At 34.6% G+C, this 20,067-nt stretch carries 22 protein-coding genes; 6 read left to right on the forward strand and 16 right to left on the reverse strand.

Annotated elements, in window-relative coordinates; translation table 11 throughout:
- Window positions 1–9 precede the first annotated feature (9 nt).
- Complete coding sequence (locus tag EAG08_RS13445) at window positions 10–1,095, forward strand: glycosyltransferase family 4 protein (RefSeq protein WP_129535885.1); 1,086 nt, start codon at window positions 10–12, stop codon at window positions 1,093–1,095.
- Here EAG08_RS13445 and rocD read toward each other — a convergent pair.
- The 6 genes from rocD to pdxA all read right to left on the reverse strand — a co-directional run bounded on the left by rocD (window position 1,092) and on the right by pdxA (window position 6,601).
- Entirely contained in the window at window positions 1,092–2,336 is a 1,245-nt protein-coding gene (gene rocD, locus EAG08_RS13450; protein ID WP_129535886.1) for an ornithine--oxo-acid transaminase, read from the reverse strand. The genes EAG08_RS13445 and rocD overlap by 4 nt on opposite strands.
- A gap of 233 nt (window positions 2,337–2,569) precedes the next feature.
- Window positions 2,570–3,925 (reverse strand): acetyl-CoA carboxylase biotin carboxylase subunit, encoded by a 1,356-nt coding sequence (gene accC / locus EAG08_RS13455; protein WP_129535887.1) that lies wholly within the window; start codon window positions 3,923–3,925, stop codon window positions 2,570–2,572.
- Between the two features lie 97 nt (window positions 3,926–4,022).
- Window positions 4,023–4,505, reverse strand: coding sequence for an acetyl-CoA carboxylase biotin carboxyl carrier protein (gene accB, locus EAG08_RS13460; RefSeq protein WP_129535888.1), 483 nt, complete (start codon window positions 4,503–4,505; stop codon window positions 4,023–4,025).
- Between the two features lie 124 nt (window positions 4,506–4,629).
- Entirely contained in the window at window positions 4,630–4,836 is a 207-nt protein-coding gene (gene rpmF, locus EAG08_RS13465) for a 50S ribosomal protein L32 (RefSeq protein ID WP_047445089.1), read from the reverse strand.
- A 68-nt stretch (window positions 4,837–4,904) separates the two neighbouring features.
- The gene (locus EAG08_RS13470) at window positions 4,905–5,426 is read right to left on the reverse strand and encodes a YceD family protein (protein WP_129535889.1); all 522 of its coding nucleotides are present in this window, start codon (window positions 5,424–5,426) and stop codon (window positions 4,905–4,907) included.
- A gap of 83 nt (window positions 5,427–5,509) precedes the next feature.
- Complete coding sequence (gene pdxA, locus EAG08_RS13475) at window positions 5,510–6,601, reverse strand: 4-hydroxythreonine-4-phosphate dehydrogenase PdxA (RefSeq protein WP_129535890.1); 1,092 nt, start codon at window positions 6,599–6,601, stop codon at window positions 5,510–5,512.
- A gap of 49 nt (window positions 6,602–6,650) precedes the next feature.
- Between pdxA and EAG08_RS13480 the strand changes: the two genes are divergently transcribed.
- Genes EAG08_RS13480 through EAG08_RS13490 form a run of 3 tightly spaced genes read left to right on the forward strand, consistent with a single transcriptional unit; the run spans window position 6,651 to window position 9,386 of the window.
- Window positions 6,651–7,247 (forward strand): riboflavin synthase, encoded by a 597-nt coding sequence (locus EAG08_RS13480; protein WP_129535891.1) that lies wholly within the window; start codon window positions 6,651–6,653, stop codon window positions 7,245–7,247.
- The gene (locus EAG08_RS13485; protein WP_129535892.1) at window positions 7,237–8,691 is read left to right on the forward strand and encodes a sensor histidine kinase; all 1,455 of its coding nucleotides are present in this window, start codon (window positions 7,237–7,239) and stop codon (window positions 8,689–8,691) included. The genes EAG08_RS13480 and EAG08_RS13485 overlap by 11 nt, the downstream gene beginning before the upstream one ends.
- Complete coding sequence (locus EAG08_RS13490) at window positions 8,691–9,386, forward strand: tRNA1(Val) (adenine(37)-N6)-methyltransferase (protein WP_129535893.1); 696 nt, start codon at window positions 8,691–8,693, stop codon at window positions 9,384–9,386. The genes EAG08_RS13485 and EAG08_RS13490 overlap by 1 nt, the downstream gene beginning before the upstream one ends.
- 1 nt (window position 9,387) lies before the next feature.
- Here EAG08_RS13490 and EAG08_RS13495 read toward each other — a convergent pair whose 3' ends face one another.
- Window positions 9,388–10,098, reverse strand: coding sequence for a cell division ATP-binding protein FtsE (locus EAG08_RS13495; protein ID WP_129535894.1), 711 nt, complete (start codon window positions 10,096–10,098; stop codon window positions 9,388–9,390).
- Window positions 10,099–10,254: 156 nt separating this feature from the next.
- Complete coding sequence (rpmH, locus tag EAG08_RS13500; RefSeq protein ID WP_034679005.1) at window positions 10,255–10,413, reverse strand: 50S ribosomal protein L34; 159 nt, start codon at window positions 10,411–10,413, stop codon at window positions 10,255–10,257.
- 202 nt (window positions 10,414–10,615) lie between these two features.
- On the opposite strand from rpmH, the gene EAG08_RS13505 reads away from it, so the two are divergent.
- The gene (locus EAG08_RS13505) at window positions 10,616–11,620 is read left to right on the forward strand and encodes a DHH family phosphoesterase (RefSeq protein WP_129535895.1); all 1,005 of its coding nucleotides are present in this window, start codon (window positions 10,616–10,618) and stop codon (window positions 11,618–11,620) included.
- A gap of 36 nt (window positions 11,621–11,656) precedes the next feature.
- Here the strand turns inward: EAG08_RS13505 and EAG08_RS13510 are convergent, their stop codons facing one another.
- The 7 genes from EAG08_RS13510 to tilS form a co-directional block, all read right to left on the reverse strand.
- On the reverse strand, window positions 11,657–12,448 hold the full coding sequence (locus tag EAG08_RS13510; protein ID WP_129535896.1) for a patatin-like phospholipase family protein: 792 nt from the start codon (window positions 12,446–12,448) through the stop codon (window positions 11,657–11,659).
- A gap of 45 nt (window positions 12,449–12,493) precedes the next feature.
- The gene (locus tag EAG08_RS13515; RefSeq protein WP_129535897.1) at window positions 12,494–13,315 is read right to left on the reverse strand and encodes a hypothetical protein; all 822 of its coding nucleotides are present in this window, start codon (window positions 13,313–13,315) and stop codon (window positions 12,494–12,496) included.
- A gap of 9 nt (window positions 13,316–13,324) precedes the next feature.
- Window positions 13,325–14,107 carry an alpha/beta fold hydrolase gene (locus tag EAG08_RS13520; protein WP_129535898.1) on the reverse strand — a complete coding sequence of 261 codons (783 nt, stop codon included), beginning with the start codon at window positions 14,105–14,107 and terminating at the stop codon, window positions 13,325–13,327.
- 9 nt (window positions 14,108–14,116) lie between these two features.
- A complete protein-coding gene (locus EAG08_RS13525; protein ID WP_129535899.1) occupies window positions 14,117–14,644 on the reverse strand; it encodes a hypothetical protein in 528 nt (175 codons plus the stop codon).
- Window positions 14,645–14,708: 64 nt separating this feature from the next.
- Window positions 14,709–15,227, reverse strand: a complete 519-nt coding sequence (locus tag EAG08_RS13530; RefSeq protein WP_129535900.1) for an ExbD/TolR family protein — start codon at window positions 15,225–15,227, stop codon at window positions 14,709–14,711.
- A gap of 201 nt (window positions 15,228–15,428) precedes the next feature.
- Window positions 15,429–17,492 (reverse strand): protein-disulfide reductase DsbD family protein, encoded by a 2,064-nt coding sequence (locus tag EAG08_RS13535; RefSeq protein ID WP_129537272.1) that lies wholly within the window; start codon window positions 17,490–17,492, stop codon window positions 15,429–15,431.
- A 1-nt stretch (window position 17,493) separates the two neighbouring features.
- Window positions 17,494–18,810 (reverse strand): tRNA lysidine(34) synthetase TilS, encoded by a 1,317-nt coding sequence (tilS, locus tag EAG08_RS13540; protein ID WP_129535901.1) that lies wholly within the window; start codon window positions 18,808–18,810, stop codon window positions 17,494–17,496.
- 86 nt (window positions 18,811–18,896) lie between these two features.
- Between tilS and EAG08_RS13545 the strand changes: the two genes are divergently transcribed.
- On the forward strand, window positions 18,897–19,730 hold the full coding sequence (locus tag EAG08_RS13545) for an OmpA family protein (protein WP_129535902.1): 834 nt from the start codon (window positions 18,897–18,899) through the stop codon (window positions 19,728–19,730).
- Between the two features lie 54 nt (window positions 19,731–19,784).
- Here EAG08_RS13545 and EAG08_RS13550 read toward each other — a convergent pair whose 3' ends face one another.
- Window positions 19,785–20,021 carry a hypothetical protein gene (locus EAG08_RS13550; protein WP_129535903.1) on the reverse strand — a complete coding sequence of 79 codons (237 nt, stop codon included), beginning with the start codon at window positions 20,019–20,021 and terminating at the stop codon, window positions 19,785–19,787.
- Window positions 20,022–20,067 lie beyond the last annotated feature (46 nt).

Genomic DNA, 20,067 nt, shown 5'->3' on the forward strand with positions numbered 1-20,067 from the left:
TATACAGATATGGCAAAGATTTTAATTGACCTTGAGCGTCTTAGGTATCCCAATTCCGGAATCGCAAATGTTTTCAAAAATCTTACTAAAGGTTTACAGAAAAATAATACAGAATTTGAAATATCTTATTTTGGCAACCGAGAGCAACTAAGTGCTTACGAACCTTGTTTAAAATCTATCTTCTGGAATAAGACTCATAAGTTTTTTGAACGTTTCAGTGGGCAATTTGATTTGATTCATGTAAGTCATCAGCTGTCGTCTTATTTTCATAGGAACTATAAGGATTCGCTTAAAATAGTTACTCTGCATGACCTGAATTTCCTGCATGAAAATCTAAGCGATTCTAAAAGGAGAAAAATGCTGGGTAAGGTGAGAAGCAACTTAAAAAATGCCGATTATGTAGTTTGCATTTCCGAATACGCCAAACAAGATTTACTTAAAAACAAAAATCTTTTTAACTTCACTAAGCTTAAGGATGTTGTGGTTATTCACAATGGTATTCAGCTTCCGGAAGATAAAAAATATGATTTAGGAAAATATCAGGATTTTCAAACAAAAAAATATATTCTGAATATTGGTGTTTTATTTGATAAAAAAAATCAATTAAGCCTTATCGAAATGCTTCCTTACATTGAAGAAGATTTGGTTTTAATTGCTTCAGATGAAAAACTACCTTATGCTGATGTTGTAAGAAAAAGAATTAAAGATTTAAAATTATCTAATAGAGTTCACTTTCTTAAAAATATTTCTGAGGAAGAAAAATATGCTCTTATACAAAACTGCGAGGCAATGTGTCATCCATCTATTGCAGAAGGTTTCGGGATTCCGCCAATTGAGGCAATGGCATTTGGTAAGCCTGTTTTCCTTTCAAAATATACAAGTCTACCCGAGATAGGAGGAGAAGCCGCATTTTACTTTGATAATTTTGATGCTCATTCGATGGCTCATCTTTTCAATGAGAAAATGAATTTTTATCATCAAAATAAAGAACAAATAAGTCTGGAAATAAAAAATTGGACAAAACAATATAGTTATACTGTTATGTCCAATAATTATCTTGATTTTTATAAGAAAATTCTAAGTGAAAATTCTTAATATTCTAAAACTGTTTTTTCAATAATCTTCACACAATCCAACAATTGTTCTTCTGTAATGACCAATGGCGGAGCCAATCTGATAATGTTTCCGTGGGTTGGCTTTGCTAATAATCCGTTTTCTTTTAATTTTAAACAAAGATTCCAGGCAGTTGAACTTTCCGGTGTATCGTTGATTAAAATTGCATTTAACAAACCTTTTCCTCTTACTTTGGTAATCAAATCAGATTTCTCAATCACTTTTTCAATTTCAGATCTGAATAATTGACCCAGCTCTTCCGCTCTTTCTGAAAGTTTTTCGTCTTCTACAACATCTAAAGCGGCAATGGCAACTGCACAAGCAATTGGGTTTCCTCCGAAAGTTGAACCGTGCTGTCCCGGTTTGATAACATTCATGATTTCGTCATTCGCCAAAACTGCAGAAACAGGATACATTCCTCCCGAAAGGGCTTTTCCTAAAATTAAAATATCGGGTTGTACATTTTCGTGATGACAGGCAATTAAGCGACCAGTTCTTGCAATTCCGGTTTGAACTTCATCTGCAATGAAAAGAACGTTGTGCTTTTTACATAGTTCAGAAGCATCTTTCAAGAAGTTTTCGTCCGGAACGTAAACTCCAGCTTCCCCTTGAATTGGCTCCACTAAAAATGCTGCAATATTTGATGCATCATTTTTCAGAACTTCTTCTAAAGCTGCAAGGTCATTGTACGGAATTTTTACGAATCCCGGTGTGAAAGGACCGTAGTTTTTATTTGCATCAGGATCATTTGAGAAAGAAACGATTGTAGTTGTTCTTCCGTGGAAATTATTTTCACAAACTACAATTTTTGCTGCATTTTCAGCAATTCCTTTTACTTCATAGCTCCATTTTCTGGCTAATTTCACTGCAGTTTCCACCGCTTCAGCTCCGGAATTCATTGGTAAAACTTTGTCAAAATCGAATAGGGTAGTGATTTTTTTCTCGTATTCTCCCAAACTTGAATTGTAAAATGCTCTTGACGTTAAAGCTAATTTTTTAGCCTGATTAACTAAAGCTTCCACAATTTTTGGATGAGAATGTCCTTGATTAACAGCTGAATAAGCTGAAAGGAAATCATAATATTTTTTGCCTTCAACGTCCCAAACAAATACACCTTCTCCTTTATCTAAAACCACAGGAAGCGGATGGTAGTTGTGTGCGCCATGTTTTTCTTCGAGCTCGATGAAGTATTGTGAATTTTTTGTTTGTTCTGTTGTTGACATATATTTGATTTTGTACAAAATTAAGGATAATAAACCAGATGGCTCAACAGAATAATGATGCTGAGTATTGGATGTATTCAAGTATGTTTTGATGATATGAAATAATCTATCAGAAAATATTAGCCAAAGTCATTATGAGATGTAGTTTTTATATCTTTTGGAATATTGAATTTAAATATAAAATAAAAAAACCGCCTCAAAATTGAGACGGTTTAAATTTATATCAAATAATCTTAATGATTATCATATTTCTTATCCATTACAAAACTCTCCATGAATTTTGTCGTGTAGTTTCCGGAAAGATAAGCTTCGTCTTCCATCAACTGTCTGTGGAAAGGAATGGTTGTTTTCACGCCTTCAATATAGAATTCTTCCAAAGCACGTTTCATTTTTGCAATCGCTTCTTCACGGGTTTGTGCTGTCGTGATTAGTTTTGCAATCATAGAATCGTAGTTAGACGGAATGGTGTAACCTGAATAAACGTGAGTGTCCACTCTGATTCCGTGTCCTCCAGGGATGTTTAATCCTGTAATTTTTCCCGGTGAAGGTCTGAAATCAGCGTAAGGATCTTCTGCATTGATTCTGCACTCGATGGAGTGTAATTTCGGATAGTGGTTGATTCCTGAAATAGGAGTTCCCGCTGCCAAAAGAATTTGTTCTCTGATCAAATCATAATCAATAACCTGCTCAGTAATTGGGTGCTCTACCTGAATTCTTGTATTCATTTCCATGAAATAGAAATTTCTGTGCTTGTCAACAAGGAACTCGATGGTACCTACACCTTCATAACCGATGAATTCTGCTGCTTTCACTGCTGCTTCCCCCATTTTCTCACGAAGCTCGTCAGTCATGAATGGAGAAGGAGTTTCTTCAGTTAATTTCTGATTTCTTCTTTGTACAGAACAGTCTCTTTCAGAAAGGTGGCAAGCTTTGCCAAATTGGTCACCTGCAACCTGAATCTCGATATGTCTTGGCTCTTCAATCAGTTTTTCCATGTACATTCCTCCGTTTCCGAAGGCTGCAACAGCTTCCTGAATGGCAGATTCCCAGTGTTCTTTAAGGTCTTCGGCTTTCCATACGGCTCTCATTCCTTTACCACCACCACCTGCGGTAGCTTTGATCATCACAGGATAGCCTGTTTCTTCAGCTGTTTTTACGGCGTGCTCGTAAGATTCAATTAAACCTTCAGAACCTGGTACGCAAGGTACGTTAGCCGCTTTCATGGTTGCTTTAGCATTCGCTTTGTCTCCCATTCTTTCGATTTGCTCAGGGCTTGCACCAATAAATTTGATACCGTTTTTCTGACAGATTCTTGAGAAATTAGCATTTTCAGATAAGAAACCGTATCCCGGGTGAATGGCGTCTGCATTGGTAATCTCAGCAGCAGCAATAATGTTAGGGATTTTAAGGTAGGAATCTTTACTCATTGCAGGGCCAATACAAACAGCCTCGTCAGCAAATCTTACGTGAAGACTGTCTTTGTCGGCAGTAGAGTATACCGCAACAGTTTTGATTCCCATTTCTTTACAAGTACGTAAAATACGCATTGCAATTTCGCCACGATTGGCAATTAATATTTTTTTGAACATCTTTTTCAATTTGAAAATTAGATAATTTGAAAATTAGATAATGTTATTTTAATGTAGAATTTAATCTAACATCTAATGTCTAACATCTAACTTCTACTTAAGATGGATCTACTAAGAATAATGGTTGGTCATATTCTACAGGAGTAGCGTCGTCAACTAAAATTTTAACGATTTTACCGCTTACTTCAGACTCGATTTGGTTGAATAACTTCATTGCTTCGATTACACAAACTACTTTTCCGTTTGATACCTCATCACCTACGTTGATGAAAACATCTTTATCCGGAGATGGTTTTCTGTAGAAAGTTCCGATCATTGGAGATTTAATAGTTACATATTTACTATCTTCAGAAGCTGCTTCAGTTTTTTCCGGAGATGCAGAGACTGCAGCTGGTGCATGTCCTGGAGCTGCTTGCTGAGGAGCCTGCTGATACATTTGCGGTTGCGCAACATAGCTTACTTCATTTCCTCCAAGTGGTGTTTTAATAGTAATTTCGAAATCTTTAGTCTTGTATTTTACTTCTGAAACTTCAGCTTTAGATACAAACTTGATAAGATTTTGTATGTCTTTAATGTCCATAAAATTGATATTTGATTTGTCGTCAAAGATACCAAAAAAACACAAAAAGCAACAAAAAACCACTCATTTTTATTAAAAATGAGTGGTTTTTGTATTAAATAGGGCTTTTTAAAGTAAAAAGCTCTTAGTTTTCTTCTGTAGTAGTTTCTACTGTTTTTTCCAATACTACTTTTCCTCTGTAGTATAATTTTCCTTCATGCCAGTGTGCTCTGTGGTATAAATGCATTTCTCCTGTAGTTGCATCTTTTGCCAATTGAGGAACTACTGCTTTGTAATGAGTTCTTCTCTTATCTCTTCTTGTAGACGACTGTCTTCTCTTTGGATGTGCCATTTTGTAATAACTTTTTTAATTTGATGAGCGATGAGATCTTTCATCATCTCATCATATTATTATTATTTTTAATTTTTATCTTTTAATTTCTTCAAAGCTTCCCATCTAGGGTCAACTTCCTCTTCTTTTTCCTCAATTTCTTTCGGACTGAATTTATCAAGAATTGCCAAATCTTCATCACTTATATTCGGTGATACTTTCTTCATAGGTATTGATAGTGCTACATTTTCATAAATTAAATGTGCTACGTTGAAAGCGTGATCATTAGCGAGAATGGTAACTACATCTTCTTCGCTGTCGTCATACTCTTCCCCGAATTTTACTAAAATACCGATTTGGTTTTCAATGTCGTGGTCAAAACTATCATTTGTGATATCACAAACCAATTCTACCTTTCCATCTACTTTTACTTCAAATTCTAAAAATGTAGTGTGTTTATTTAAAAATACTTCTACATGTATTTCAGGATTTGTAAATTCCTGTTCAGTGTCGAATAATTGAAAGAACTCTTTATCTATCTCAAACCTGAACTCGTGCTTACCGATTTTCAGTCCGGAAAAGCTTATATCGTAGTTTCTTAACTTGTCCATAAAATGAGTGTGCAAAAATATGCATTTATTTTAATATTACAAATAAAATAGGTAACAAAATTAATTTTAATTGAGTTAACGTTTTACATTTCGCTTTCTACAGGAAGATCTTCATCAATTCCGTTGTCTGAAGGCATTCTTCTTGGCTGAAGTCTGTTGACCATCATTTCTTTATAATCGCTTCTATTTTTAAAAATCTTAATCGCCATGAAAATCGCTTCCATAAAGCTCTGTTCATCGGCAATATTTTTCCCTGCAATATCATACGCAACGCCGTGATCGGGTGAAGTTCTGATGAAAGGAAGTCCCGCGGTGTAATTTACGCCTTCTTCGTAAGCTAAAGTTTTAAAAGGAGCTAAACCCTGATCATGATACATCGCTAAAACAGCATCAAAACTTTGGTATTTGCTTGGCTGGAAGAAACTGTCAGCCGGAAAAGGTCCGAAAGCCAAAATTCCCTGATCTGAAAGTTCTTTGATGGCGGGTGAGATAATTTCAATCTCTTCATTTCCGATGACACCACCATCTCCTGAGTGTGGATTTAAACCTAAAACCGCAATTTTTGGTTTAGAAATAGAAAAATCTTCAATCAAAGTTTGGTTTAAAGCCTTAATCTGTTTCTTGATTTTTTCCTTTGAAATGTTTTCAGCAACCTGAGAAATCGGTATGTGATGCGTAGAAACGGCAACTTTCAAACCGTCTGTTACCAAAAACATCAATCCTTTTTTGTTGAATTTTTCTTCAAAATAACCGGTATGACCTGCGTGTTTAAAACCCATTTTCATCATTTCATCTTTGTTGATGGGCGCGGTAACCAAGACATCAATTTCACCTTTCATCAAAGCATCGGTTGCGGCTTCTAAAGAATCAATCGCCATTTTGGTAGATTCTTCTGATGGTTTGCCCAATTCTACATTAGAATTATCTTTCACCAAATTAAGCATATTCAGCTTTCCGTTTTGAGCCTGTGAAGTTTCTGTAATGTAGTTGAAATTTAAATTAAGCTTAAAAATATTCTTCTGGTAAGTGAATAATTTTCCTGAGCCGAAAATAATTGGGGTAAAAAAGTCGGTAATGGTTTTGTCTTTCAGAGATTTCATGATGATTTCCGGGCCGATGCCGTTGAAGTCACCAATTGAAATTCCTACTCGTACTTTATGGTTTTTTGGGCTCATTTTGATTATCTTTGAAGATTATAATTTTACAAATTTAGCAAAAAATAATATGTTCACAGGAATTATTGAAGCGGTAGGAGTTATTGAAAAAATTGAAGAAAATGGCAGCAACATTAATTTTACTTTAAGTTGTCCGTTTACTCATGAATTAAAGATTGATCAGAGTCTTGCTCACAACGGCTGTTGTCTTACGGTGGTTGAGATTACCGAGAGCCAATACGTTGTTACTGCAATCAATGAAACTTTAGAAAAAACCAATTTAGGAAAGTGGGAAGTAGGAAGTGTGGTGAATCTTGAGCGCTGCATGATGATGAATGGAAGACTTGATGGGCACATTGTTCAGGGGCATGTAGATCAAACCGGTGAAATAATTGATATTGAGAACAAAGATGGCAGCTATTTTGTTACTGTACAGTATAGTTCAGAAGGAGGTTTCGTAACAGTTCCGCAAGGTTCAATCACTGTGAATGGAATCAGTCTTACTGTTGCCAAAAGCGGAGATTTTAAGTTTTCGGTAGCTATTATTCCTTACACTTGGGAGTTTACCAATATGAAAAATGTGAAAATCGGTGATAAAGTCAATCTTGAATTTGATATCGTTGGTAAATACATTGCTAAATTAATTAACAAGCGGAATGTCGTTTAATAAATATAAAGGATATAGTTTAAGAAACCGGGTTTTTTTTGGTTTCCTACTCGTATGTCTTTTGAGTGTTGCTGCTTCTTCATTGGTGCCTTACTTTGTTTTGAGAAATAATTCTCTGCAACAAAGTAAAATTGATATGCAGGAGAAGACCAATGCGGTGATGAGGTATTTGGATTACGCAGTCAGTCAGTCGACGGTGCGTACAGAAGATCTTCCTGTGGTTTTAAAGAATAAAATTTTTGAAATTGCAGACATCAATCAACACGATATTATTATTTATGACTTAAAAGGGAATTACTTACTTTCTAGTAGGGACGAAAACTTAGTTGATAAAAAGAAGATTCCTATCGAAATCGTTAATAAACTGTTGTCAACAGAAGCAAGACATGATTTTAGGGAAGTAGATGAGTCAAAAGATGCTGTTTTTACGTCATCTTATTTGCTCTTAAAAAACAATATGTGGGAGCCAATTGGGATTATCTATATTCCTTTGTACCACAATGAATCTGCTTATCTTGATGTTCTTCATAAATACGTTATTTATATTTTAATTGTTGATATTTTACTGATTGCTTTCAGTATTTGGCTGAGCTGGGTGACTTCTACAAATCTTGCGAAAAATATCACCAAATTTTCGGATATGATCACCCGAATTACGCTTTTTGAAAACGAAATGCGTCCTATTAAATATTATAAAAATGACGAGCTGAATGCCTTGGCAAGAGCGTATAACCGAATGATTCTTCAGATTCAGGATCAAAAAGAAAGGCTTCGTTTCAAAGCGTCAGAAGAAGCTTGGCGCGAAATGGCAAAACAGGTTGCACACGAGGTGAAAAACCCTTTGACACCGATGAAACTGACCATTCAGAATTTTGAAAGAAAATTTGATCCCAATGATCCTGATGTAAGTGAAAAGGTTAAAAAATTAAGCAAAACGATGGTTGATCAGATAGATTTAATTGCTACCGTCGCGTCTGCATTCTCTGAATTTGCTAAACTTCCCGAAAAAAATAATGAAGTCATCAATCTGAATACAGAAATTGATGATATTCTAAGGGTTTTCAACGATGATCAGATATTCGTTCATTCCAATAAAAGCAATATCATGATCAGTATGGACAGAATTTATCTTTCCAGAATCATTACCAATCTTGTAACAAATGCAAAACAGGCGCAAAGTGATGATCGCAATCTTCTCGTGAATGTAGATATTGAGCAGCATCAAAGAAAAGTTATGATTTCAATTCAGGATAACGGAATTGGAATTGCTGAAAATATGTACGAAAGAATTTTTGAACCTAATTTCACCTCAAAAAATAGCGGAATGGGTCTAGGTTTATCAATGGTCAGAAAAATGGTGGAAGACTACAAGGGTCAGATTACTGTAAAGTCTGAGGAGGGAAAAGGTTCTACATTCATTATTACATTACCTACAAATCTTTAGTGAAACCGTTTAAATTTAAACAATTCGAAATTCAGCAGTCAACTGATGTTTTCCGTGTGGGAACTGACGGAGTTTTGTTGGGCGCTTTGGTAAATGTTGATTCTGCTGAAAATGTTCTGGAGATTGGGACGGGCACGGGTTTGATTTCTTTAATGCTGGCTCAAAGAAATTTAAATGCAAATTTTTTAGGCATTGACATCAATGAAGAAGCTGTAAATCTCACGGAACTTAATTTTCAAAACTCGCCATTTCATTTAAGATTAAAAAATATTCTTCACGATTTTAAAAAAAATGAAATTGATGAAAAGTATGATTTAATTGTTTCAAATCCACCTTATTTTGAAGAGAATTCTTCTGGTAAAGATATTCTCGCAAGGCAAACCGTTGAATTAAATTTCCAGCAATTGATTTCAAAATCATCCAAATTACTTTCAGAAAAAGGAATTCTTTCTGTAATTATTCCTTTTGAAGCTGGTGTTTATTTTATCGGAATTGCGGAAGAAAATCAATTGTTTTTAAACCGAAAAATCAACGTTTACGGAATAGAAAATTCAAAAATAAAAAGATTGGTGTTGGAATTTTCTCAAATTGAGAAAGGTCTGGAAGAATCTGATTTTATCATAGAAAAAAGTCCGAGAAAATACTCGGACCAATATCTTGAACTCACCAAAGAGTTTCATGTTTTTAAAGAATAATTTATTCAAATAATTCCGCTGTATCAAGCACAGAAACTTTACCATCTTCACATCTGATTGCTTCTCCAGGAAAGTTTTGGATCATGTGATAATCATGCGTTGCCATTACAACTGCAGCTCCGTTTTCAGCGGCAACTTGTTTTAGTAAAGTCATAATTTCATTTGATGTTTCGGGATCCAGATTTCCGGTCGGCTCATCTGCTAAAATCAAATCAGGATGATTCAATAAAGCTCTTGCGATGGCGATACGTTGCTGCTCACCTCCGGAAAGTTCATGCGGCATTTTGTGCTTCTTTCCTTTCATATTCACGCTGGAAAGCACTTCGTTGATGCGTTCGTCCATTTTTGCTTTGTCTTTCCATCCTGTAGCTTCCAAAACGAATTTCAGATTTTTCTCAACAGTTCTGTCAGAAAGCAGTTGGAAATCCTGGAAAACGATTCCTAATTTTCTTCTCAAATTGGGAACTTCAGAAGCTTTTAATTTAGCCAAATCAAAACCTACCACTTCGCCGACTCCTGCAACCAAAGGAATGTGTCCGTATAAAGTTTTCAGAAGTGAGCTTTTTCCGGAACCGGTTTTCCCAATAAGATAGCAGAATCTGCCTTTCTTGATGTTTAAATTAACATCAGTAAGCACGGTGAAATTTTTCTGTGTAATTTTTGCGTGCTGCAGATTGATAATGTTGTTTCCGGATATATTTGTATGTGGCATAAATTCGATTTTTAGAGGCTTTTTCCAAAAAGTTTTTTCAGATTTTAAAAATAGAAAAAAGAAGCTTTATAAACCTAAAATTTAGGAAAATTTAACAACAAAAAATGCTTGAAAAAACTTATTTTCAAGCATAATCTGTATATTGTAAGTTAAGAATTATCTCTTAGCTCTTGCAGAACTAACTGTAAGGCTTTTTCTGCCTTTAGCTCTTCTCGCTGCCAAAACTCTTCTTCCGTTTGGCGTAGACATTCTTTCTCTGAAACCGTGCTTGTTTCTTTTCTTTCTTTCTGATGGCTGGAACGTTCTTTTACTCATTACTATATATTTTAGTCGTAATTATCTATTAATTTTCAGGTTGCAAATATATGTATATTTTTATTAAGTGCAAATATAATTTTAAAATATTTTAATGAAATATTAGGTCGGCAATGAGGAGTTTGATGTAGGTATTTGTACTTTTTCAAAATTCATCCGTATAAAAACTTTATCTTTGAAGACTAAAATTTAAAGAAATAAAATGTTTACACCTGCCGAACTTTTAGAAATCAATCAGCTTCTTATCCCGGAAAATAAAATCGTAATCCTTACCCATTACAATCCGGATGGTGATGCCATTGGTTCCAGTTTAGGCCTTAAACATTATCTGCGTGCTAAAGGTATTGAAGCGGAAGTGGTAACACCAAACGACTTCCCGAAGTTCCTGAAATGGATGCCTGAAGCAAAGAAAAACATCATTGGCGAATACAAAAGAAAGGTAGCTTTTGATTTGATTAATGATGCAGATGTAATTTTCTGTTTAGATTTTAATTCTCCTGCAAGAATCGGACTTTTGGGTGATTGGCTGATGAGGGCAAAAGCAAAGAAAATTCTTATCGATCATCACCAGCAACCGGAAGATTTTGACTTTGTGTATTCAGATACGGTTATTCCTGCAACCTGTCAGATGATTTATCATTTTATTGAGGCGATGGATGATGAAGATTTGGTGAATAAAGAGATTGCAGAATGTCTGTACACCGGAATTATGACTGATACCGGCGGTTTCCGTTTCCGATCTACGAGTGCGGCGACGCATAGAATTGTGGCTAATTTAATTGAAAAAGGTGCCGACCCTTCAGTGATTACTTCAAATACTTGGGATACCAACACGGTTTCACGTTTACATTTGTTGGCACTTGTTTTAGGTCGAATTGAAGTGGTAAATGATGGTAGAGTAGCTGTTTTATCTTTAACAAGAAAAGAACTTCAGGATTACGGTTTCCAGAAAGGAGATACGGAAGGTTTTGTGAATTACGGACTGAGTATTGTCGGGGTGAGAATGTCTGCCTTCTTTATGGAAGATCTGTATGAAGATTTTATTAAAATTTCTTTCAGAAGTAAAGATGATGTAGATGTTAATCAGTTCTCAAGAAAATATTTCAGCGGTGGCGGCCATATCAACGCAGCCGGAGGAAAATCTATGGAATCTTTGCCAGATACGATTGAGAAGTTTAAAAAGAGATTGGTTGATGAGAATTTGTAGTTAGTAAATATTAACTCGTAATTAATAACTCTAAACTCATATCTTGCTATATCCTTTTTTCTCAAGCTCTACACACGTATATTCATAAACCTCAGAAAACATATCGTCCAGGAATTTTTTATTGAATAAACTGAACTTGGTCATTTTTGGAGGATCTAAAAATATATCGCAGGATTTAGCTTTAGAATAAACAGATTTTGCGATGGCTAAATGTAAAATACGGTCAAATTCTTTCATTAAACTCATGTTTTCAAGGCTGTCATAGCTTATAGAATTGACGTGTGAAGCAATTAGAAAATCGCATTTATCAATAATAGGCTCTATGGGTAAATTGTCTATAACTCCGCCGTCAATATAGATTTTTTCACCCATTCTTACGGGAGGCAATACAAAAGGAACGCTTGACGACGCTAAAAGCGGTCTGAATAATTCGCCTTCCGAGAAAAAATCTACAATCCCATGAGTCATTTCTGTCGCTGCAACATAAACGGGGATTTTTAAAACTTTAAAATCATCTTCAGGAAAATGATCCATCAGTAATTTCATGATAAATTTTGAACTAAAGATTCCGTTTTTGGAAAGTTTTAAATAAGAACGAGAGAAAAAAGTTGTTTTCTTTACAATTTCCATCATCTCATCGGGAGAAGTTCCGATAGAGTAGAATGCGGCAATGATAGAACCTGCACTGGTTCCCGAGATGATTTGAGGCTTCAGATCATATTCTTCCAGCGCTTTGAGGACAGCGATGTGAGCAATTCCACGCATTCCGCCGCCCGATAAAGTCAGACCGATAATTGGTTTCTTTTTTTTGAAAGAGAATAATCCCATTGAAAATTTTAAGCTGTACTAAATTAAGTGAAATTTACAGAAATATTATGGTTCGTCACACTCAGAATCTATTTTTATAAATAATGCATCAAATTCTTTATTCATTTTTTCGTCATGCTCAGGTCTTTCGATATATTCATTGACGCAATTTCCCCAGCCAAATGTTATTAAATCTATAATAGCGTAATCTTTCCAGTCTGAGGACTTAAGATGATTTTCAAATTCATTGATAATCCTTTGCGGATCACCATTTCCTTTACTCATTTCTTCACGGAGTTTTCGCCATTCAGCAATCATTTCGTCATCATTAGAATTTAAAGCTTTTGCGAAATTTCTACAGTTTCCTGTAAATTTATTATTGATTAAAATTGAAGGATCAGAATAAGCTGTAATTTGAAGTTTCTTCTTTTCATATTCCTGATACAGAGATTTTGCCTGTAGTTTTTTGATATCTTGCCAGTAAGGAATATTGACAACATTCAGATTTTCAATCACTTTTTTATTTGTTGCAAAATCTTTATCAAGTTGATCTAAAATTTGATTTTTGTCTTGCCTTACCTTCTGCAAGTCATCAAAATCAAAAACCGATGGCGTGTCTAGTTGAACTCCGCCCATTTGAAACCAAAGCTTATAAGTTCCTTCCAATTCTTCACGAGAATATTTCGTAGCGTCAAAATACCCTTTACTGTCGCAAAGTTCTGTGACAAAAGAGAAAATTTCGGGCTGAGCTGATTTTATGGCTAAAGAATCAGGTTTAGATTTTTCAGCAATTGATGTTGTATCTTTTTGATTTATAGTAGAAGCCGATGATTCTTTTTTGCAACCAATTAATGAAACGAAAAGCACAGAAAGTATCCAAATTCTCATAATGATTTTTTATAGAAGAAATTTTTTCGGAAGATGATGAAGCAATTCTGTGTTGATAATTTCTGCACAGATGCTCGGTTTTTCCCAATGACCATTATGTCCGCAATCAACGACGTATGATTTTATGTTGGTTCTGTCGGGCAGGTTGTTGATAGTTTTATCTGTTTTTACAGCGTTGTCATGTTTTCCGGCAATGACTAAAATTTTGGCTTCTAGATTTTCAAGAATGTGCTTTTTATCGGTTCTTGCCACCATGCCTTTTACACAAGCTAAAGCTCCAAGGTTATTGGTTGAAAGGGCGGTTTCCAAAGCAATTTCTATTTTTCCTTCCAGAACATCTCTCTCATTTTGATTGAATAAATTCGGAATTCCAGCTCTCACATAATGCGGAAAAGCATCTTTGATGATTCTGTAACTTTTAATACGTTGCTCTTTTTTCTCCTCGTCATCTGCGAAATAGGTTGAAAAAAATAAAGTTAAACTTTTCAGATTTTCGGGAAATTTTTCAGCAAAAGCTAATGAAGTGTAACCGCCCATCGAATGACCTAAAAGATGAAATTTTTCTAAATTTTCACTATCTACTACCTTCTTTACTTCGTCAGCCATCAGTTCCATGGTGTGAACTTCAGCTAAGATATCAGATTTTCCGTGACCGGGAAGATCGATTTTTAACAAGGTGAAATTTTTAGAAAGATAAGATTCCATCTCATGCCAGATGCTTAGGTTTTCCATAAAACCGTGCAGCAGAACCAATGTTTCCTTTCCGTTTCCTTTCTTTTCGAAGTTGAGCATAGTGTAGATTTAAAAATGAATATCAATGTAATCTACAAAACCCGAACCATTTACCATATCCTGAAGTCTGTAGGTTTTTCCGCCATCTTTAGACATAAACGTTTTCGTACCTTTTCTGGTGTATGGTTTTCCGTTATCGTTATCAGAAATGCTTTGAGTGATTTCTCCTGTGAAATTCATATGTTTAGAAGTAACAACCTGTACAAAACCTTTTAGATTAACTGAATTATTACCCGACTTTATACTTCCTGATATAGTATAATTATCTCTTTCACCTTCAATTTTGGTGAAATTTACTGAGCCTGAGTATTTAGGTGAACTGTCATTCTGATATACAAATTTGTGACTTCCGCTGAAATCTCTGAACCGGTTTTTGCTGTTTAAAGCTTTGATGCTGTCGTTGATTTTTGTTCTTTCAGCGTTGATGGAGTCTATGATTTTGGTGCTGTCAGATTTTTCAGGAGTTTTTTGAGATTCTTTTTTCGAACATGAAAAAGTGAGAATTCCTGCGATGGCTATGATTAAAGTTTTTTTCATCAATACATAAATTATATTCTCAAATTTAAATAAAAAAAGAGCATTATAAAAATGCTCTCGAGTATTATTTGATTACGTTTTCGTAAACTTTCTTTTCCCAGGGTTTGATATCGCTTATTCCGTATCTTTCTTTTTTCGAAATTGAAATATTATCCATCATGTCTACAAAGTTTTTGTAATTCGACTCGTCTGTAGGTTTTACGATGATGGTGAATTTTTCTTTTTTCGGTGCCTTTTCATACGCATTGGAAATTATTTTTGAAACATTCACGCCATTGTAATCAGTTTCTTTCAATCTAGTTTCTGTAAGTTCTTCTGCATTACTTTGATGATAAAAGATTCGGTTGTTTTCTCCGATGATAAATGTGATTTGATTTCTCTGATCAATGACGGTTTTCGGGTCTAAAACAGGATCTTTTCCAGGTAATCCCAAATCCATTACGTTAGGTTTTGAAAAGCTTGATGTAAACATGAAAAACATGAGTAATAAAAAATTTAAATCGACCATCGGAGTCATATCGATTTTAACGTTTTTCTTTTTTTGTCTGCCTCCTGATTTCTCTTGTGCAATGATTTCAGCCATGATTGTACTTTTTAATGTTAAAGAAAATGTGATAAAGATTATCTCGTAATTTTCAGAAATCTATGCAAAGTTTATACCTAAATTTTTGTTTTGATGTTAAATTATTAAAATTATCTTTTGATTTAATACCTGTTGTGGGGTTTCATTAAAAAAGCCTTATCAAAATCAATTGATAAGGCTGAAATCTATAATGTTTATGTCTTATTTATTATTCTTAAAATAATTAACTCCGCACTCTAAGAATTTTTTGAAATCTTCTTTCGGCATATATCCGGAAACAGGCGTATTGATTACCTTACCATCAGGCGTTATCAAAACATAATGTGGCTGAGAATTATTATTAAAGTTCACCTGCTGGAATAAACTCCATCGGTCACCAATTGTTTTTACTTTCTTTACCTGACCTTCACCTAAATCAATCTTCGTTTTTTGATCTTCAGGAAGTTCTTCTTTATCATCTACATAAAGAGAAGCAAGTACAATGTCGTTCTGAAGAATCGGTAAGATATCCGGTTCGCTCCAGACAAATTCTTCCATTTTTCTACAGTTTTCACAACCGTAACCTGTGAAGTCAATTAAAATGGGTTTGTTCTCTTTTTTGGCTAATTCAATAGCGTTAAAGAAGTCATGTTCGGGCTTCATTCCCAGAATTCCGTCTTTTTCGTTGTGGAAATAACTTACATTCAACGGAGGTAAAATTCCGCTTAATAATTGAAGTTTCGGTCTTTCTGCAGGAATTAATCCCTGAATTAAATAAATCACAAAACCAATTCCTAAAGCTCCCAGAATTTTTCTTGTAATCGAAATTTTTGGTTTTTTATCATCGTGCGGAAACCTGATTAACCCGAATAAATATAATGCTAAACCTATTGCAATTACAATCCAGATTGCAATGAAAAGTTCTCTTTTAATTAAGAAAGTTTTTGAAACTAAATCTGCTTTTGATAAGAATTTTAAAGCTAGAGCTAATTCCACGAAACCTAAAACCACTTTCACTGTATTCATCCATCCTCCGGATTTTGGAAGACTTTGTAAAGCCTGCGGGAATAATGCTAAAAGTCCGAAAACGATCGCCCAAGCAAATCCGAAACCTGCCAAAGCAAACGTCAGCAACATCGGAACGTTTGTAGAACCTGTCACGGCGCTCCCCAATAAACTTCCTAAAATAGGTCCTGTACAAGAGAATGAGACAATCACTAATGTCAGCGCCATGAAGAAAATTCCAATAATTCCTCCTGCTTCTTCAGCTTTTGAAGATTTGTTGGCAATTGAGCTTGGTAAAGTGATATCGTAGTATCCAAAGAAACTTCCTGCAAAGAAAATGAAGATGATGAAGAACACCACATTCAGCCAAACGCTTGTAGAAATTTCATTAAAAACATTTCCTGCAATTCCGTCAATTAAATGGAAAGGAAGACTCAATAAAACAAAAATAATCAGGATGAAAAACCCATAAATCAAAGCGTCTCTTTTACCTTTTGCTTTGTTTTTATTTCCTTTGGTAAAGAATGAAACCGTTAAAGGAATCATCGGGAAAACGCATGGGGTAAGCAAAGCGATCAATCCGCCAATGAAACCTAAGAACAAATAGGTCCAATAGTTTTCAGATGCTTCAATGGTTTTGGTTCCGCAATCAGTCAAAGGTTTTTTGAAATCTATAGATGCTATTTTCAGCTGTTTTGGGTCGAGCTTTGAAGTTTCTGTGACCGTAATTTCTCCTTTTGCAGGATTTTCAACTACCGTTTCGGTGGTTTTTACAGTATCTTTTACTTCTTCAGTGGGTACAACGGCATCTTCTGAAACTCCTTTTGGAGTAATTTTCTGATTGAATTCTAAAGTATTCGGAGCCAGACAGACTCTGTCGTCACAAGTTTGGTAGGTGATTTCAGCAACGACTTCACCTGGTTTTGTGGCATCTTTTAATTTAAATTTCTGCTTAAAACCTGCTGAATTAGAATAGTAAATAATCGTTCCGCCGAAAGCCTCAGAAAATTCTTCGTGCTTCTTTCCAACTTCTTGAAATTTACCGATCAGCTCTATGTTTTTTCCTGACACAACATATTCTGTAGGAATTCCTGTATCTTCAGGAATGTCTCTTGAATAAATATGCCATCCGCTTTCCAGAGTTGCATTCAGAACGGCTTCGTATTGGTTGTTGCCCAGTTCGTTGACCGTGAATTTAAATTTTACAGGATTCTTGATTTGTGCATTGATTCCCGTGAATAAGAACAGGAGAATGAGTAAAAACCAGTTTTTGAATTTCATTTTACTTTTCATTAAAAATTGTGAGAATACTTTTCGTTCTCTCATCTTTTGCGTAGCGTCTATCTTGCCTGAAAGGAATAATGCCTAAAACACTATTGTTTCCGTCTGTCAGAAGCCAGATTTTTTGCTTGGCTAAAATAGACAATTTTTCGTCCTTAAAAAACTTCGAAACTTTCTTTTTTCCCGAAAAACCAATCGGATAAAACACATCTCCTTCCTCTTTTCTGCGAAGCTTTAGTGGAAACGTGATTTTCTTGGCATCAAAATCCCATCGAAACGTTTTATTGATTTCTTCAATACTCGAAATTGTGTCTGAAATATTGAGTTCAACGATGTTTTGATTCAATTCAAACGCATTGGTTAAAATAATTTCTTCCTGACTTTCTGTTTTTTGATTTAATTTGCTTAAAATCAATTCGTTTCGGTTGATGATCAATTGAAAGTCTTTTGAGAAAAATGCGCTTCCGGTTTCAGATTTAAAGATTTTTTTAATTTCTTCTTCTTTTTCAAAACCATGTTTTTTTAAAATTTCAAATTTCACAAAACCGCTTTCGAGATTGAGTTTTTCTTTATCTAAAATTTTATGTTTCTTGTTAGGAATAGTAATTCTGTTTTCAATTTCTGCAATTTGTTGATGAACAAAATCTTTGGTTTGATTTAAATAACACAAAGATTTTTTAAAGTTCTCTAGAAAATGATCATTCGTTTCCAAAAGTTTCGGAACAATCTCATTTCTGATTTTATTCCTTAAATAATTACTTTTTTTGTTGGAAAGATCTTCGCGGTATTCAATCTTATGTTCTTTGGCGAAATCGTAAATTTCATCTTTAGAAAAATGCAAAAGCGGCCGGAGGATTTTGTTGTCATTTGCGGGAATTCCACTCAAGCCTTTAATTCCGGAAGCTTTAGATAAATTAATGATGAAAGTTTCAAGCTGATCGTTCAGATGATGAGCCGTCACTAAAAATTCGAGATTTTCTTTTTCCTGAATTTGCTTAAAAAAATGATATCGAAGTTCTCTTGCCCAAAGCTGAATTGAATTTTCAGGTTTGTTGTCTTTTTCTGAAACTTCATATAAATGAAATTTAATTTTATTCTCAAAACAAAAATTCTCAACCACTTTTTGATCAGCATCAGAATCTTCTCCTCGAAGTTTGTAATTCACATGCGCAATTTCGAAATTTAAACCTAAAACATTGAAAACATGCGCTAAAACCATGGAATCTACACCTCCGCTAACTGCTAAAAGATAGCGTTGATTTTCGGGAAATGAAATGAGATTTTCGAGTTGTTTTTTGAAGGTTGATTTTTCCAGCATGAGGCTCAGAATTTCTTTTGTACAAAGATAAACCATATAATTAAAATGAATTTTCCTAAATTTGGCTCGTCTAAAAAAGATTATTTATGAAGATTTTTAAAATTTTAGCAGTTTCTGCAATGGCGTTGGGTGCAACATCTTGTGTAAGTAAAAAGCAGTATGACGCATTGAGCGGCAACTACAAACAGTGTATCGAAAATATCGGCGAAAGACAAAGAGAAATTCAGGATCTGAAAGGTCAGAACTCTACGTTGACCGCAGAAAATAACCTATTAAAAAGTCAGCATGATGCTTTGAAATCATCTTTGGATGCATGTCTTTCAAATACAGGAAAAAGCTCTGCAAACATTGATAAATTGGTAGGAGAAATTAATTCTTCTAATATGTATATCAAGCAGCTTATTTCTTCTAATGCGAAAAATGACAGTTTAAATTTAGCTTTGTCAAACAAGTTGAAGAGATCTTTGGATAACGTAACTGATGATGATGTTCAGGTAAAAGTTCTGAAAGGTGTTGTAATGATTTCACTTTCAGATAAAATGTTATACAAAGTAGGAGATTACAACGTGCTTCCGGCAGCTCAGGAAGTTCTTGGGAAAGTAGCTAAGGTGATCAACGATTACGACAAATATTCTGTACTGATTGAGGGTAATACAGATAATTCTCCATTAAGCTCTACAAATCTACCTAGAGATAACTGGGATCTTTCTGCTCTAAGAGGAACTTCAATTGCAAAAGTATTGCAAAGCCAGTTTGGTGTTGATCCTGCAAGAATTACAGCAGGTGGGCGTTCAGAATACAATCCGAAAGCGACAAACATGAGTGTTTCCGGAAGATCTGAAAACAGAAGAACGGAAATCATCATTATGCCTAAGCTTGATGAATTTATGAAACTGATGGATATTACTCCTAAGAAATAATTGCTTTCAAAATAGCACAAAGAATCCCGATAAATTTTTATCGGGATTTTTTTGTTAGACAACATCATCCTTTTTAAGTTTAAAGAAGATAGCTTTTAAAAGGGAATTGCGTCCTCTTCTTAGGAATTGTTTTTTGTCTGAAGGATTAGTTTGTTTCATCGACTTGTTTTTACCTCCGTTTTCAATAAATCTTTTTTCACCATCATGTACAAGATTTCTTGCTCGTGCAAATCTAACACGATAAACCGTTACCAAGCATCCGTATTTATACGGATTTTTTGATTTTAACATTTCAAAAAAATTGTTTATATTTAAGTAAATTTGAATCGTAAAAATT

The sequence above is a fragment of the Chryseobacterium sp. 3008163 genome (assembly GCF_003669035.1).
Taxonomy (GTDB): Bacteria; Bacteroidota; Bacteroidia; order Flavobacteriales; family Weeksellaceae; genus Chryseobacterium.